The sequence below is a fragment of the Methylobacterium sp. AC315 genome (assembly GCF_979253755.1).
Genome location: NZ_CEEDEA010000004.1, coordinates 93,551 through 110,018, shown reverse-complemented (window position 1 = coordinate 110,018; position 16,468 = coordinate 93,551). Strand labels below are relative to the sequence as shown.

At 71.8% G+C, this 16,468-nt stretch carries 12 protein-coding genes; 4 read left to right on the top strand and 8 right to left on the bottom strand.

Annotated elements, in window-relative coordinates:
- Positions 1 to 214 precede the first annotated feature (214 nt).
- From AC0IY0_RS08150 to AC0IY0_RS08115, 8 genes are read right to left on the bottom strand one after another with little or no spacing between them, the layout of a single operon-like run.
- Positions 215 to 2,185, bottom strand: coding sequence for a response regulator (locus AC0IY0_RS08150; protein WP_471763540.1), 1,971 nt, complete (start codon positions 2,183 to 2,185; stop codon positions 215 to 217).
- Complete coding sequence (locus tag AC0IY0_RS08145; RefSeq protein WP_147909514.1) at positions 2,182 to 3,903, bottom strand: response regulator; 1,722 nt, start codon at positions 3,901 to 3,903, stop codon at positions 2,182 to 2,184. The genes AC0IY0_RS08150 and AC0IY0_RS08145 overlap by 4 nt, the downstream gene beginning before the upstream one ends.
- On the bottom strand, positions 3,900 to 4,967 hold the full coding sequence (gene cheB, locus AC0IY0_RS08140; protein WP_419829658.1) for a chemotaxis-specific protein-glutamate methyltransferase CheB: 1,068 nt from the start codon (positions 4,965 to 4,967) through the stop codon (positions 3,900 to 3,902). Before cheB ends, AC0IY0_RS08145 begins: the two co-directional genes overlap by 4 nt.
- Positions 4,964 to 7,213 carry a hybrid sensor histidine kinase/response regulator gene (locus tag AC0IY0_RS08135; protein ID WP_471763538.1) on the bottom strand — a complete coding sequence of 750 codons (2,250 nt, stop codon included), beginning with the start codon at positions 7,211 to 7,213 and terminating at the stop codon, positions 4,964 to 4,966. Before AC0IY0_RS08135 ends, cheB begins: the two co-directional genes overlap by 4 nt.
- Before the next feature lie 13 nt (positions 7,214 to 7,226).
- Positions 7,227 to 8,900, bottom strand: coding sequence for a methyl-accepting chemotaxis protein (locus AC0IY0_RS08130; protein WP_147939576.1), 1,674 nt, complete (start codon positions 8,898 to 8,900; stop codon positions 7,227 to 7,229).
- A gap of 41 nt (positions 8,901 to 8,941) precedes the next feature.
- Entirely contained in the window at positions 8,942 to 9,562 is a 621-nt protein-coding gene (locus tag AC0IY0_RS08125) for a chemotaxis protein CheW (protein ID WP_471763537.1), read from the bottom strand.
- Entirely contained in the window at positions 9,562 to 11,064 is a 1,503-nt protein-coding gene (locus AC0IY0_RS08120; RefSeq protein WP_471763535.1) for a CheR family methyltransferase, read from the bottom strand. Before AC0IY0_RS08120 ends, AC0IY0_RS08125 begins: the two co-directional genes overlap by 1 nt.
- 7 nt (positions 11,065 to 11,071) lie before the next feature.
- Complete coding sequence (locus AC0IY0_RS08115; protein WP_147909187.1) at positions 11,072 to 11,566, bottom strand: chemotaxis protein CheW; 495 nt, start codon at positions 11,564 to 11,566, stop codon at positions 11,072 to 11,074.
- A gap of 209 nt (positions 11,567 to 11,775) precedes the next feature.
- On the opposite strand from AC0IY0_RS08115, the gene AC0IY0_RS08110 reads away from it, so the two are divergent.
- The 4 genes from AC0IY0_RS08110 to glpK all read left to right on the top strand — a co-directional run bounded on the left by AC0IY0_RS08110 (position 11,776) and on the right by glpK (position 16,342).
- Positions 11,776 to 12,024, top strand: coding sequence for a hypothetical protein (locus AC0IY0_RS08110; RefSeq protein ID WP_147857686.1), 249 nt, complete (start codon positions 11,776 to 11,778; stop codon positions 12,022 to 12,024).
- 316 nt (positions 12,025 to 12,340) lie between these two features.
- Entirely contained in the window at positions 12,341 to 13,162 is an 822-nt protein-coding gene (locus AC0IY0_RS08105; protein ID WP_147909188.1) for a DeoR/GlpR family DNA-binding transcription regulator, read from the top strand.
- Between the two features lie 85 nt (positions 13,163 to 13,247).
- A complete protein-coding gene (gene glpD, locus AC0IY0_RS08100) occupies positions 13,248 to 14,780 on the top strand; it encodes a glycerol-3-phosphate dehydrogenase (RefSeq protein ID WP_471763533.1) in 1,533 nt (510 codons plus the stop codon).
- Positions 14,781 to 14,836: 56 nt separating this feature from the next.
- On the top strand, positions 14,837 to 16,342 hold the full coding sequence (gene glpK, locus AC0IY0_RS08095) for a glycerol kinase GlpK (protein ID WP_419829662.1): 1,506 nt from the start codon (positions 14,837 to 14,839) through the stop codon (positions 16,340 to 16,342).
- Positions 16,343 to 16,468: the final 126 nt, after the last annotated feature.

Genomic DNA, 16,468 nt, shown 5'->3' with positions numbered 1-16,468 from the left:
GCGTGACGGCTCCGTGGAGGATCAATGAGCCGGTAACACGGTGGTTCCCGAGAATTTCCGGCTCCGGGGCCCGGGAAGCTGCGTTCCCGGTTTCGAGAGCGGGCAGGGGCGTCGCGTTCCCAGGGGCCTGTGCGCCCCTTGCCGGACCGATCAGTCCGCCCGTGCGAGCTTTTCGAGCGTCGGCAACGCCGGCAGGGTACCCCCCCCGTCGGGTTTATCCCCGCCCCGGATCAGACCCGTCCAGCAGCGCCGAGACCCGGTTCGCCAGGTCGGCCGAGCGGAACGGCTTGGTCAGCACCGGCAGATCGTCCGGAATCTGCATCGCCTCCGCATGGCCGGTGAGGATCAGCACCGGCAGGCTCGGGTCGCGGCCGCGGATCTCGGCGGCGAGCTCGATGCCGCTCATGCCCGGCATGGCGAGGTCGGCTACGATCAGGTCGAAGCGGCCAGGCGCGAAGGACCGGAGCGCGGCCTCGCCGTCGCCGGCCTCCGTGGCGTCGTGGCCGAAGCCCGCCAGGAACGAGGCGGTGACGTGCCGGACCTGCGCGTCGTCGTCGACCACCAGGATCCGCGCCGAACGGGCTGCCATCGGGGCGTCGTCCTGCTCACCGGCCACCTGCTCGGGTGCCTCGGTCGCGAAGGGCAGGGCGAGCTCGACCCGCGTTCCCCGGCCGACCTCGCTCTCGATGGCGAGCCGGCCCTTCGATTGCTGGGTGAGGCCGAACACCATGGCGAGGCCGAGGCCCGTGCCCTGACCCACCGCCTTGGTGGTGAAGAACGGCTCGCAGACCCTGCGCAGGATCTCGTCCGGGATGCCGGTGCCCTCGTCGGTGACGCTGATACCGAGATAGGAGCCGTCGGCGATCTCGGGGTCGCCCGCGATGTCGAGGCGCTGGGTCGCCACCGTGATGGTGCCGCCCTCCGGCATCGCGTCCCGGGCGTTGATGCATAGGTTGAGCACGGCGAGTTCGAGCTGGTCCGGATCGACCTGAACGGCGGGCAGGCCCTCGGTCAGGTCGGTGCGGACGCTGACCAAGCCGCCGAGGCTGCGGCCGAACAGGTCGCTCATCCCGCCGATCAGGGCGTTGACGTCCGTGGCGCGGGCCTGGAGGTCGTGCGCGCGGCTGAAGCTCAGCAGGCGCTTGGTCAGGGAGGCGCCGCGCTCGGCCGCGCCGCGTGCATTCTCGATCAGGCGCTGCACCCGCGGCAGGTCGGCGACCTTGGGGGCGGCGAGTTCCAGGCTGCCGAGGATCGCGGTAAGCAGGTTGTTGAAATCGTGCGCGATGCCGCCGGCCAGGGTGCCGAGAGCCTGCATCTTGTCGGATTGGCGCAGCCGGGCCTCCAGGGTCCGCTGCTCGGTCACGTCCCGCTCGATCACCGCGAGATGACTGATCGCGCCGCCCGCATCGCGGATCGGCACCCGGGTGACGTGGCTCCAGAGTTCTGCACCGACCGGGCCGTCGCTGGTCAGGCTCTCGGCGACCGCCCCGGAGCGGATCGCGGCGGCATCGGCCTCGGCCACGGTGCCGCCCTTCGCGCCGATCAGGTCGCCCTCCCGCTGCCCGAGGCAGCCCGAGACGTCCCGGCCGAGCTGGGCCGCCTTGCGGGCGTTGAGGCGCACGAAGCGCCCGTCCGCGTCCTTGAAGCTGATCGCGTCCTGAGCGTGGTCGAGCAGACCGCGCAGCAGGGCCCGCTCGGTGGCGAGGTCGCGGCCGAGCCGATGGCGTTCGAAGGCCTGCCGGACCGTGGAGCGCAGCAGGCTCGCGTCCCAGGGCTTGGTGACGTAGCCGACGATGCCGCCGCGGTTGAGCGCGGCGATCACCGCGGTGATGTCGGCATAGCCGGTGAGCAGGATCGCCTGCGCGTCGTGGAAGGCGCGTGCCTCGGCCAAGAGCGCGTCGCCGGTGAGGCCGGGCATGCGCTGGTCCGACAGCACCACGGCGATGTCGGGCTCGGCGTGCAGGATCTCGAGCGCCTCGTTCGGGTTCGAGGTCGTCAGAACCCGGTAGGAATCCTCGAACAGGTCCTCCAGGGCGATCAGGATATCCGGCTCGTCATCGACGGCCAGGATGGTCCCGCGGGGGCCATCGAACCCGGCCCCGTTCTCGTGCAGTGAATGCGTATCCGTCACCGAACCGGTGTCCATCGCAGCGGGGAATGCTCGTCCTGCCGTGCCTTCACTCATGCGCTGGACGCCTGCCGCGGAATCCCGATCACGAAGCAGGCTCCCCCGTCCGGCGCCGCCTCCACGGTGAGCGAGCCGCTATGCGCCTGAACGACGCTGTAGGCAATCGCAAGACCCAGGCCGGTGCCTGAGCCCACGGGCTTTGTCGTGAAGAACGGCTCGAATATCTTTTCACGTAGGTCTTCCGGGATACCAGGACCAGTATCGCTGATGCGGATCTCGTCGACCTCCGGGTTCGACAGGGTATCGATCCGGATCATGCCGCCCTCCGGCATGGCGTCGGCGGCGTTGCCCAGGATGTTCATCACCACCTGGTTGAGCAGCGCCGGGGTGCAGTGGATCTCGGGCCGGCCGGCGAAGCTGCGCTCCACCGCGATCCGGCCGCCGAGCTTGTGCTGGATTAGCGCCAGCACGGTCTCGATCGCCTCGGGCACGTTGACCAGGGCCCGCTCGCCCTCGTCGAGGCGCGAGAACTTGCGCAGGTTGAGCACCAGATCCTGGATCCGGGTCAGCCCCATCCGCATCGACCCGACCCGTTGACGGGCCTTGTCGACGGCGCGGGAGGCCGCCTCCGGGGCAGCGTTCGGCAATTCGTTGAGCAGGCGCTCGACCGTACCCTGATGGGCCAGGATGAAGGCCAGGGGATTGTTGATCTCGTGGGCGATGCCGGCGACCAGCTCGCCGAGCGAGGCCATCTTGGCAGCCTGGACCAGCTTGGCCTGGGCCTCGGTGATCTGCCGATTGGCGTCGGCGAGGTCGCGGTTGGCCCGCTCCAGGGCGTCGGCGAGGCGGGCGCGCGCCTCGGAGGCCTCGGCCTCGGCGCGGGCGCGCTCCACCGCCCGCTCGCGCTCGCCGAACTGGCCGGCGATGCGACGGTCGTCCTCCTCCAGCAGGCGGCGGCGCACGAAGCCGCGCACCCGCAGGGCCAGCACCTCGGCATCGGTCTTGGAGACAACATCGTCGGCGCCGGCCGCGAAGGCCTCGACCAGAAAGTCCTTGGCCGGATCGCTGCCGGCGATGCCCACGAGGTGGAAGCCGGCCCCGGCGGCCTGGCCAGAGCGGCGCTGGCTGATCGCCCGGCACAGGGTGAGGCCGTCATAGGCGTGTCCGAGCAGGTCGACGGTCACGCAGTCGAACGCATCCTCGCCCACTCCGTTGAGCGATTCGAGCGCGGCCTCCGGCCCGTCGGCGGTGGCAACGTGGTGCCCCTCCTGCCCGAGCAGGCCCGCCAGGAAGGTCCGGTAGGTCAGGCTGCCGTCGATCACCAGGATCCGCCCGCGCCGGAACGCGGCGGCACCGGGCCCCTCGCCCTCGGCGGAGGGCCGGCGCTCGCGCAGAAGGGCGCGGATGCGCAGAATCATCAGGTCGCGGTCGGCGGATTTCGGCAGGTAGGCGTCGGCGCCGCTCTCCAGGCCCTTCCGTTCGCCGCCACCGCCGCCGGTGAGCATCAGCACCGGCAGGGCCCGGGTGCGCAGGGACAGGCGCATCTGGCGGATCAGCTCGTCGCCATCCATGCCGGGCAGGTGATAATCGGCCACCACGAGGTCGGGCTGGCTGCGGTTGAGATGGTCGAGGGCGGCTTCTGCGGAGGGGCAGCGTTCCACCGAGAAACCGTTCGCCTCAAGGAGAAGGCGCAGTTCCAGAGCCTGCGTCTCCGAATCCTCCACGAGCAGGATCCGGGCAGGCCCGTCCTGGGCGCCGGCCTCGCTCCGGCTCACGGCCGAGCCCCGGGATCGGCAAGCCGCAGGACATGGTCGCCGATCCGGTCGAGGGGCAGGATCGCGCGGGCGGCGCCGAGCCGCACCGCCGCCGCCGGCATGCCGTAGACCACAGCGGTGCTCTCGTGCTCGGCCACGGTCTGGGCGCCGGCCCGGTGCATGTCGGCGAGGCCGACCGCCCCATCCTCGCCCATGCCGGTGAGCAGCACGCCGATCCCCGAGGGTCCGACCTGACGGGCCAGAGAGCGGAACAGCACCGTGGCAGCCGGGCGCTGGCCGGAGACGGGTTCGGTGGCGATCACGCGCATCACCCGGCCGGAGCCGATCTCCAGGTGCCGGTCACCGGGCGCCACGTAGACGCGGCCGGGCTCCGCGCGCTCCCCGTCCTGCGCCAGCGAGACCGGCAGGGCCACGACGCTGTCGAGCCAGGTGGCGAAACCCTCCATGAAGGCCGGGCCCATATGCTGGACTACCAGCACCGGCAGCGGAAAGGTTTTGGGCAGGGCGCCGATCACCCGGGCGAGCGCCGGCGGGCCGCCTGTCGACGCGCCGATCGCCAGCAGGCTCGGCGCCTGCGCCGCCGCTTCGGTGGGGGCGGCGAAGGAGGCCAGGCTGGTTCGTCCGGCCCATTCGGCACCGATCGGTCGCCGCCGGATCACCGGGACTTGCGCCATGATTCGAAGCTGGGTGCAGATCTCTCCGGCCACCGCCTCGTAGCCCGCATGGGTCGTCGCCACGGGCTTCTCGACCACCGACAGGGCGCCGGCGCGCAGCGCATTCATGGAGATGCGGAGCGACGAATCTTCCACCGCATCGGCGATCACGACGATCGGGGTCGGTTGCTCCGCCATGATCCGGCGGGTGGTCTCGAGACCGTCGATGCCGGGCAGGCGGATATCCATGGAGATCACGTCCGGCCGCACCGTCTGAAGGGTGGCCAGGGCCTCCTCGCCGGAGGGCACCGCGGCCACGAGTTCGAGCCGGGGATCGCGCGACACGATGTAGCGCAGCAACTCGCGCACCACGAGGCTGTCCTCGACGAGCATGACCCGGACGGGCGTCATAGCAGCTGTCCGATCGTGTCGAGCAGCTGGCGCTGGTCGAATTTCTGCTTGGTTAGGTAGGCGTCCGCGCCGAGGTCGAGGCCGCGGGAGACGTCGGCCGCATCCCCGCGCGAGGTCATCAGGATTGTTGGGAGCCGGGCGAAGCGGGTATCGGCGCGCAGGGCCTTGAGCAGGCCGAAGCCGTCGAGGCGCGGCATCTCCACGTCGGCCAGCACAAGATCGATGGGCTCGATCTCGGCGCGCAGCCGGTCGAGGGCGTCCTGACCGTCGACGCAGACGACCACGCGGTAGCCGGCGGCTTCCAAGATGCCCTTCTCCAAGGTGCGTGTGGTGATCGAGTCGTCGACGACCAGGATGGTCGCCCGTGCGGTGGCGCGGGGCGCGGTCGTCGAACGTGGAGCCTGCGCCATCGTTCCGAGCGAAAGGCCCGACGCCATCGACGCGGCCCGGGCGGCGAGGCCGTCGGGGTCGAGGACCAGCACCGGCACGTCGCCGGGCAGGACAGCCGTCCCGGCGATCAGGCCGGGATCGGCCCCGAAGGCCGGCGCCGGCAGGACCAGTAAAGCGCGGACGTCGTGCAGGCGGTCGACCCCGAGCGCCAGGCGGCCGCCGCCGGCCCGCAGCAGCACCGCGGTCAGGATCGTCGGGTCCTGACCGGCCGCGTCCGGGGCGGTCGGCGCTTGGCCCAGGATCTCGGTGAGGGCGGCGACCGGATGGTTCGTCGCGGCATCATCCGCGCAGATCCGCAGGATCGTCCGCCCCAGGGCGATGGGCAAGCCGGCGCGGTCCATGCGCAGCAGCCGCTCCACCGCGCCGCCCGGCAAGGCATAGGTCCGCCCGGCCGCCTCGACCAGCAGCAGGCTGCGCCGGGCCGCCGAGAGCGGCAGGCTGAACACCAGGGCGGTACCGGCGGGCTCGCGCGGCTCCAGGCGCACGCTGCCGAGCAGCTGGCGGGCGGCATCCGCGGCCACGGACAGGCCGTAGCCCCGCCCCGACAGGGTATCGACCGCCTCCGCGGTGGAGAAGCCGGGCTCGAAGACGAGGCGCAGCAGGGTCTCGGGGTCAGCTTCCTCCCCGGGGGCGATCAGGCCGCGGGCGCGGGCTGTGGCGGCGATCCGGGACAGGTCCGGCCCCGGCCCGTCATCCGTGACGGTGACCTGCAGGCGCGAGCCGCGCACGGCCACCTCCAGCCCGAGCGCCAAGGCCTCGGGTTTGCCGGCGGCACGGCGGATCTCCGGACTCTGCCAGCCGTGGCTCAGGGCGTTGCGCAGGGCGTGGAGCAGCGGATCCTTCAGGGCCTGGAGCAGGCCGCGCTCCACAGGCAGGTCGAGGCCGCGCAGGTCGAGATCGACGTCGCGGTCCTGCTCCCGTGCGGTCTCGCGGATCGAGCGGGCGAGGGGGCCGAGCACGGTCTCGGCCGGCACCAGGGCGAGGCGCTCGGCCTCGGCGCGGACCCGGAACGCCGCGCCCTCGACCGCGCTGGTCGCCGCGGCCTGACGGCGGGACAGCTCCGCGGCCTCCCGGGCGAAGCCGCCGAGATGGGCCGCCAGCGCGCGCAGCTCCGGCTCGTCCGCAACGGATTTGGCCGCCAGCGCCTCGGCGCCGGCCCGCATGTCGCGGGCGAGCCGGGCGAGGCGCGCCAGGCCCTCGGCGGCGGGGGCCTGCGCCGCAAGGGTACTGGTCAGGTCGTGGCTTGCCCGAGCCAGGGCCTCCACGGCCTCCCCGGGCACGCGCAGGATCGCGGCGCCGGACTCGGCGGGCTCGGGAGACGGCGCCGGGGCGACCTGAACCGGCGCCGGCGGGGCGGGGGGTTCGGCAGCCCGCGCGACCGGTGGCGGTGGCGCAGCCGGCGGCGGGGCTTCCTCCGCGGCCTCCCCGGGGAGGCCGAGGCATTGCCCGAGGGCCGATAGGGCGTCGGCCGGCATGTCCGGCCCGGCCCCGTCCTGGAGGCCGGCAACGTAGCTCTCGATCCGGTCGAGGGCCAAGTGGACGGCGTTGGCCGCCTCGCGGTCGACCGGTTGCGCGTTGGTGCGGACCCGCTCGAACAGGGTCTCCAGGCGGTGGGCGACCGCCTCCACGGCCGGGAGATCGACGGCGCGGGCGGCACCCTTGAGGCTGTGGGCGCGGCGGAACACGTCGTTCCAGTCCGGGGTCGCGCTCCCGAGCGCGGCCCGGATCGCCGTGACGTGCTCGCGGTGCTCGACCTCGAAGGCCGCGAGCAGGAGCTGGCGGATATCGGCGGGCAAGGCGGTACCGCCCTCAGTGCCGGTAGCGTTCGGCCAGGGCCATGAGGGCCTGGGCGAGTTCGGTGAGGTTGGCCGAGGCCGCCTCGACCTCGCGGGTGCCGGCCGCCGTCTGCTGGCTGGCCTGGCGGATGTTCTGCAGCGCGCCCATCACCTGCTCGATCCCGAGCTGCTGCTGGTTGGTCGAGGCCACGATCTGCTGGAACGTCTGCACGTTCTCCTCCACCCGCGCCGTGATCTCCTCGATCGTCCGCTGGGTCGTGTCCGAGCGCGTCTTGCCGGCCGCCGCGCGCTTGACCGCCTCCTCGGTGAGCATCACCGACGTGTTGATGCCCCGCTGGATCTCGCCCAGGATCCCCCGGACCTGACCGGTGGCCGCCTTGGCCTGGTCGGCCAGCAGCTTCATCTCGGAGGCCACCACGGCGAAGCTGCGCCCGCTCTCGCCGGCCGCCGCCGCCTCGATCGCGGCGTTCAGCGCCAGCAGGTGCGTGCGCTCCGAGATGTCGTTGACCGTCTCGATGATGTCGCCGATCGTCTGGGTCTTCTCCGACAGGCTGACGATGTTGCCGGCCACCGCCTCGGCCTGCTCGCGGATCGCGTCCATCGCCTTGGCGGTGTCGGAGACCGCGCGCAGGCCCTGCCGGGAGGTCTGGGCCGTGGCCTGGGCGGTGGCGATCACCTCGGTGGCGCGCTTGCCGATCTGGGCGCCGGAATGGGTGATCTCGTCCACCGTGGCCGCAGTCTCCTGCACGGCCGCGAACTGCTCCTCGACCGACGCCGCCTGCTGCTGCGCCGAGGCGCGGATCTCGGCCGCGGCGGCGTTCAGGTCGGCGGTGGCCGCCCGGCTCGTGCGGGCGAGGTCCGACAGGTTGTCCACCATCGCGTTCAGGGTCCGCCCCAGGCGCGCGATCTCGTCGCCGCCGCGCATGTCGAGCCGGCCCGAGAGATCCCCGTCGCCGACCCGCTCCACGAAGCCCATCACGGTCTCCAGCGGGCGCACCACGGCCTGCCGGATCATCCAGGTGACGATGATCGCCAGCAGCACGGCTGCAGTCAGCGTCAGGTAGATCGACAGGCGCGAGCGCTCGTAGACCTCGTGGGCGGCGCGCTGCCCCAGGGCCATACCGCCGTCGAGCAGGGTGCGCAGGTTCGTGATGCCCCCCAGGAACGGCGCCTGCAGCCGGCTGATCTCGTCGTTGCGCGCCTCGACCCCGGCGACGTCCTGTCGGGCGATGGCGGCGAACTGCGCCTCGCCGACGCTCCGCACCTCCCGGAACGAGCGCTGCACGTCCGCCGCGGCCGTGGCGATGCGGTCCCAGACGGCGTTGCGCTCGGTGGAGATCGACTGGGTCCGGTACTCGCCGGCGAGTTGCATCGTGGCGGCGAGGCCGCTCTCGATCTGGGCGGCGGTCCGGCGCCAGGTCGTCAGGGTATCGTCGGCGCGCGCCGGCCGCCCTTGCGCCTGCGACAGCATCGCGATCACGGCGCTGCGCCGCAGGAGCCCGAGATCCCGGGCCTGGTTGCCGAGGTCGTCGAGCTGGCGCAGCACCGACATGTCGCGCCGGACGATGGCGTCGGTGGTGTCGCGCACCGCCCCGATCTGCTCCAGCGCGTAGAAGCCGAGCGCCACGATCACCACGGTGACGGCCACGAAGCCGAGGAGGATGCGTCTTCCGATCGAGAACGTCACGGTCGGGGCTGGCTCCGGTGGAGGGGCGCGCGGACGGGATTTTAGGGCAGCACGCGACGCAAGAGGCGGGGAAGGTCGACGACGACGAAATCCGGTCGGCCGTCGCCGGCCGAGGCGGGGGCATAACCCGAAGCGGCGGCATTGCCCAATCCGGCCGGATCGGCGTCCTCCGCGGTCGAGTCGACAGAGGCGGTGGCGATGCCCAGCACCCGGTCGACCGCCAGAGCGACGGGTTGAGCCTGGCCGCCGCGCAGCACGACGAGATGCCCGCCCCCGCGCTCGCCTTCGGGGGGCGATTCAGGGCGGCCCAGCGCCCGGGCAAGGCCCAGGACGCCGACGATCCGGCCCGACAGCGCGATCAGGCCGAGCAGCGCCGGCACCGCTTCCGGCATCGGCGTGCACGGGCGCATCGGCAGAACGTGCGCTACCGCGGCGAGCGGCAGCCCGTAGCGCTCGGCCCCGCAGGCGCAAACGAGGTGGTCGATGCCGGTCTCGGGCCCGGCCGAGACGACCCTGCGCTGGGCCAGCGCTGCGGTGCGCTCGGCCACCAGGTCCCGGTCGGACTTGAACGCCCGGTCGGACTTGAACGCCCGGTCGGACTCGAGCGCCTGGTCGGACTTGGGGCGCCCGCCGCGATCCGGCGCGCTGGGCTGCGCTTCCATCAGGGGCTCCCGATGCCGCTGTCAGGGCCACGCTCCGGCCCGAGCCCGGCGCGGGCGGCGGTGGCACCGGCGGCGATCTCGCAGGCCGCGGCGCCGTCGCCCTCGAGCAGGAGCGTGTTCGGTCCGAGGGCTTGGCTCAACGCGATGGCGTTGTCGAGGGCGCGGGCCGCCTCGACGGGACGGTCGAGCCCGATCAGCAGCAGCCCGAGATGGTAGTGGGCCATCACGAAGCCCCGGTCGAGGTAGAGCGCTGCCCGCAGCGCGCGCTCGGCTTCGTCGTCCCGGCCGAGGGTACGGGCGAGCAGGCCCTCGTAGAAGCGCAGGGCCGGATCGGTCGGGTCGTGCGCAAGGGCGCCGCGCAGGACCCGCCAGGCGACGCCGGTTTCGCCGGCATCGGCGAGCGCACGGATGCGGGCGAGGTCGCCGGCCGGCGCGTCCGGGTCGGCGGCCACGATCTCGACAGAGGACCGCTCGGCCACCTCCATTGCGGGCGGGCGCGGCTGCGCTAGGGTCGCCACGACGGTCTCGAGCGCAGCGCGCGGTTCCTCGACAGGCCGTGGGCGGGGCTCCGGCTCGGCCGGCGGCGGGACCGGCCGGGGCGCGGGCGGCACCGCGTCGGCCAGGCGGCGGTAAGCCACGGTCCCGGGCAGGCTTACGGGATCGAGGAACCCCGAGAAGGTCGGGTTCGGCTCGGCATGGCCCAGCAGCAGCCAGCCGTCCGGCCGGAGTCTGCGCTCGAGGCCGCGCACCACCGCGGCCACCGTCTCGGCCTCGAAATAGATCAGCACGTTGCGGCACAGGATCAGGTCGTACCCTTCGCCCGGCGGGGTCTTGGGCTCGATGAGGCTTAACAGGTTGCCCCGCTCGAACCGCACCAGCGCGCGGAATTCCGGCCGCAGGGCGTAACCGCCCTCGCGGCGGATCCCGGGGGCGGGGGGCAGGCGCGTGAAGTAGCGCAGCCGGTCCTCCGGCGGCATGGTGCGAAGCGCCCAGCGCCCGTACTCGGCGGCCCGGGCGGTGGCCAGCGCCTCGACGCTGATATCGGTGCCGAGGATCGCGATCCGCCAGTCGGGCAGGGCGTCGCCCAGGGCCTCGCGGACCAGGATCGCCAGGGAATAGGGCTCGGCGCCGGTCGAGCAGCCGGCGCTCCAGATCCGGAGGGTGCGGTCGAGGCTGTGGGCCGCGATCAGCGCGGGCAGGATCGTCTGGCGCAGGGCCTGGAACTGCTCCGCGTACCGGAAGAAGAAGGTCTCGCCGACGGTGATCTCGGCCTCCAGGCAGGCCCATTCCGCCTCGCCCCGGGACCGGTCGGCCAGCAAGACGCTGTAGGCGGCGCAGTCGGCGACGGCGGTGGCCCGGAAGCGCCGGCGCAGGCGCTCGATCAGGAGTTCGTCCTTGTCGATATAATAATGGTGACCCGTGCGGGCGATGATGCGTGCCTTCAGGGCAGCATAGGCGGGGTCGTCGCCCGGATGGGGGCGGGGCGGAACTTGGCGCGCCATCGTGGGATCACGCGGACGGCGGCAAAGCGGCGAGACGCTCGGCGGCGGCCCGGGTCAGCGCCGCGATCCGGGCCCGTTCCTGCGCGGTCAGCAACCCCTCGGGCGCCAGGGCGTGCACCAGGCTGTCGCCGATCACGAGTTCGGCGGCCACGCAGCCGTTGAGCGTCCCGGCCTCCTCGGCCGGCCGGATCGCGGAATCCGGGACGACCACGAGGTCGGCGGCGCGATCGACGAGGTACGCGACCGCGTCGTCGCGGGTCAGTACGAGATGCGCGTAGAGGCTCGGAGCCGTCGCGGCCTGGCGCAGGCCGAGCAGCGGGGCCAGATCGATCACTGGAATCGGCGCGCCGCCGAGGTTGAGGAAGCCGGCGAGCCAGCCGCCCGTGGCGGGGGGATTGTGCAGGGCCGGCAGGGGCAGGATCTCGGACACCGCCGCGCGCGGCAGGGCGCAGGGCGTGCCGGCGACATCCAGGAGCAGATAGGCCGAACCGCTGCTGGCCAAAGCTGCCCCCTCCCGAACGCATCCCGGGCGCGGTCGCGCTGGGATAGGTCGCGAAATAGGCCCTCGGACCCCGCCAAGCAATCATTCGTCTCCGAAACGCGGGATCGGGGAACCAAGTCTCCTCTGGGCCGCTTATTTTCCGACGCAGCGGCACCACCCAGACGACGGACGGCGCCTCGCCTGCGACAGTCTACGCCCAGGGATTGATCATGAGGAAACTTCTGTTGGCCGCCGCGTCGCTGACGCTGCTCGCGGGCTCCGCCTACGCCCAGGGCAACTCGCCCTACAACTCCTCCGGCGCCCAGGCGGGCGGTCCCCGCGGCGGCATGGAGCGCGCTGGCGAAGCCGCCGCCATGGAGCGCGGTGCAGCCCCGGTCGAGCGTCCGATGATGCGCAAGCGCATGAAGCACAAGCGCATGATGAAGCATCACCGCCGGATGCGTCACCACCAGATGTGATCTGCCGGGACGCCGCACGGCGGCGTCACCCGGACGATCAGGCCTGTCGCACCCGCGACAGGCCTTTTTTGCGGGCTTTTGGCCGCAGGCCCGCGGGATCGGTACGGCGAATACGAGCGGAGCCGCGCACAGCGCGAACCTCCCACGGGGCAGGCGTAGCCTCCGGCAGGTCTGTGAGTCCATCGGTTCACAGCACCGAAGCGGTTGCCCGGCCACGCCCGCCGGTTCACTCTCCTGCGAAAGCCGCTGCACGCACACAATGTTCGCAAACGAACATCCGCGTCTTCGAGCGGATCGGGGAACACCAGGAGTCTCGATGTCACGACCGCTCGACCGGAGATCCGAGGACAGGGTCGAGGTGTCCGGCGTCGAGGGGCGGCGCAGCGCCATCGTGGCATCCGTGCGTCAGCGGGGCTTCGTCACCATCGAGGCCCTCGCCGCGCAATTCGGCGTCACCGTCCAGACGATCCGGCGCGACCTCAACGAGCTGAGCGCGGAAGGGCGGCTGGAGCGCTACCGGGGCGGGGGCGGGCTGCCGTCGAGCGTCGAGAACATCGACTACGCCGACCGCCGGGTGACCCTGCTCCCCGAGAAGACCCGGATCGGCCGGTTGGCCGCCAGCCGGATCCCGTCCCACTGCTCGGTCTTCGTCAACATCGGCACGACCCCCGAGGCCGTGGCCCGGGAATTGACCCGGCACGACGACCTCAGCGTCATCACCAACAACCTCAACGTCGCGCTGTCGCTGGCCGAGGCCACGGAATTCCACATCGTCGTGGCCGGCGGCACCGTGCGCAACCGCGACGGCGCGGTGCTGGGCCAGCTCACCTGCGACACGCTCAGCCAGTTCCGAGTCGACGTGGCGGTGATCGGCATCAGCGGGATCGATGCCGACGGCGCGCTGCTCGACTACGATTACGAGGAGGTGCGGGCGACGCAGACCATCCTGGCCCATGCCCGCAAGACCTTCCTGGTGGCGGACCATACCAAGTTCACCCGGAGGCCGATGGTGCAGGTCGGTCGCCTGGATCAGGTCGACACGTTCTTCACCGACCGGATGCCGCCCCCGGAAATCGTCGCGATGATCGAGCGGCAGGGCGTGACCCTGGCGGTGGCGGACAGCGCGGACGAACCGTAACGAACTTCGTTTTTTTCGCTTGCGAAAATGTTCGGGCGGCTCAATATGTCCTGAACCTGCTATCGAGGGCAGGAGAGGAGGAACAATGCCGGCTGCACAGCGCCAGCGCGAGCCGTCCGACGCCTACGATCTCCTGGTCATCGGCGGCGGCATCAACGGCACCGGGATCGCACGCGACGCGGCGGGCCGCGGCCTGTCGGTCCTGCTGGCCGAGCGCGGGGATCTGGCCGGCTTCACCTCCTCGTCCTCGACGAAGCTGATCCACGGCGGCCTGCGCTACCTCGAATATTACGAGTTTCGTCTGGTGCGGGAGGCCTTGGCCGAGCGCGAGCGGCTGCTGCGGCAGGCGCCCCACGTAATCTGGCCGCTGCGCTTCGTGCTGCCCCACGACGAGGGCCTGCGCCCGGCCTGGATGCTGCGCCTCGGCCTGTTCCTGTACGACCATCTCGCGCGGCTGCGGACCCTGCCGGGCTCCAAGTCCGTGGACCTGCGCAGCTCGCCCTACGGCGCGCCGCTGCAGAAGCGCCTGACCCGCGGCTTCGTCTATTCCGACTGCTGGGTGGAGGACAGCCGCCTGGTCGTGCTCAACGCCATGGATGCCCGCGAGCGCGGCGCCACGGTGCTGACCCGCACCAGCGTCGTCTCGGCCCGGCGCGATGGCGACGGCTGGGTCGCGACGTTGCGGGACGAGCGTGGCGGCGGCGAGCGGACCGTGCGGGCCAAGGCCGTGGTCAACGCCGCAGGCCCTTGGGTCAGCGCGACCCTGGGCGGCACGCTCGGCATCAACAGCCGCGCGGCGGTCCGTCTGATCAAGGGCAGCCACATCGTGGTGAAGCGCCTGTTCCCGGGCGACCAGGCCTACATCCTGCAGCAGCCCGACAAGCGCATCATCTTCGCGATCCCCTACGAGCGCGACTTCACGCTGATCGGCACCACCGACGTGCCGTATGACGGCGAGCCCGGGCCGGTCTCGATCTCCCGGGACGAGACCGATTACCTCTGCGGCTGCGTCAACCGCTCGTTCGACACGCGCATCACCCCGGCCGACGTGGTCTGGAGCTATTCGGGCGTGCGCCCGCTCTACGACGACGCCGCCGAGAACGCCTCCGCGGTGACCCGCGACTACGTCCTCGACGTGGAGGACCAGGGCGGCAAGGCGGCCGTGCTGTCGGTGTTCGGCGGCAAGATCACCACCTACCGGCGCTTGGCCGAGCACGCGATCGAGAAGCTCAAGCCGTTCTTACCCGGCCTCAAGCTGGCCTGGACCGGCGATGCGGTGCTGCCCGGCGGCGCCATGCCAGACGCGGATTTCGACACGTTCCTCGCCAAGCTCCAGGCGGAAAAACCGTTCCTGCCCGCCGAGACCGCGCGGCGCCTCGCTCGCGCCTACGGAACCAAGGCGCGCGAGATCGTGGGGACCGCGCAATCCATGGCCGATCTCGGCGAAGTCTTCGATGGCGGCCTCACGGCGGCCGAGGTCGATTACCTGCGGGTCGCGGAATGGGCGGTCACCGCCGAGGACATCCTCTGGCGCCGCTCGAAGCTCGGCCTGCGCACCGGCCCGGAAAGCGCCGCACGCCTCGCCGCCTACCTCGACCGCAGGGCCGAGGCCGCATGATCTTGCCGAACCCGATCCGGCGCGAGACCGGTCGGGCATAACACAGGGAGGGAACGATGAGCCGTTACGTCGGGGCCATCGACCAGGGCACCACGAGCAGCCGCTTCATGGTGTTCGATCGCGAGGGCAGCGTGATCGCGCTGGCCCAGGCCGAGCACGCGCAGATCTATCCGGCTCCTGGCCATGTCGAGCACGACGCCGCCGAGATCTGGACCAAGACGCAGGGTGTGATGCGCGAGGCCCTGGACAAGGCCGGCCTCCAGCCCACCGACCTCGCGGCCGTCGGCATTACCAACCAGCGCGAGACCACGCTGATCTGGGACCGGCGCACCGGCAAGCCGCTGCACAACGCCCTGGTCTGGCAGGACACCCGCAACGACCGGCTGGTCTCCGAATTCGCCCGCGACGGCGGCCGCGACCGGTTCCGCGACCTCACCGGCCTGCCCCTGGCGAGCTATTTCTCGGGCCTCAAGCTGCGCTGGCTGCTCGATCATGTCGCGGGCGCCCGCGAGCGGGCCGAGGCCGGCGACGTGCTGTTCGGCAACATCGACACCTGGCTGGTCTGGAACCTCACCGGCGGCACCGAGGGCGGGCTGCACGTCACCGACGTGACCAACGCCAGCCGCACGCAGCTGATGTCGCTGAAGACCCTGGAATGGGACGACGGCATGCTGAGCGTCTTCGGCATCCCGAAGGCGATGCTGCCGAGGATCGTCTCGTCGAGCGAGGTCTACGGCGAGACCACGGCGCCGTTCGCGGGCGTGCCGATCGCCGGCATCCTGGGCGACCAGCAGGCGGCCCTGTTCGGGCAGACCTGCTTCGCACCCGGCGAGGCCAAGAACACCTACGGCACCGGCTGCTTTGCGCTGATGAACACCGGCACCGAGCCCGTCCCATCCAAGGCCGGCCTGGTCACGACCCTGGCCTACCGCCTCGACGGCCAGAAGCCCGCCTACGCGCTCGAAGGCTCCATCGCGATCACCGGCGCCCTGGTGCAGTGGCTGCGCGACAACCTCCACATGATCAAGGACTCGGCCGAGGTCGAGACGCTCGCAACCACCGTCGAGGACAACGGCGGCGTCTACTTCGTGCCGGCCTTCTCGGGCCTCTACGCGCCGCACTGGAACGAGGGCGCGCGCGGGCTGATCATCGGCCTCACCCGCTACGTCAACCGCGGCCACATCGCCCGCTCGGTGCTGGAGGCGACCGCCTTCCAGACCCACGAGGTGCTGGACGCCATGGCGCGGGATTCCGGCATTCCGGTCAAGGAATTGCGGGCCGATGGCGGGATGGTCGCCAACAACACGCTGATGCAGTTCCAGGCCGACATGCTCGACGTGCCGGTGGTGCGCCCGAAGGTCTCCGAGACCACGGCGCTCGGCGCCGCCTACGCGGCCGGCCTCGCGGTCGGCTACTGGAAGGGCCTCGACGACCTCAAGCGCAACTGGGGCGTCGACAAGCGCTGGACCCCGAAGATGGATGCCGGCCAGCGCGAGAAGATCGCCGCCGCCTGGGGCCGCGCGGTCAAGCGCTCCTTCGACTGGAAGCTCGACGAGGATTGAGCGGGCCGGTCCCGCGGCTCGAGAGAGCGCGGGACCTCCGGCAGGGGTTCGGGGGCGGAGCCCCCCAGGATGGCCGGGCGTAACCCCGCGCACGCGAAAAGGCCCGGGCCCTTTGAGACCCGCAAG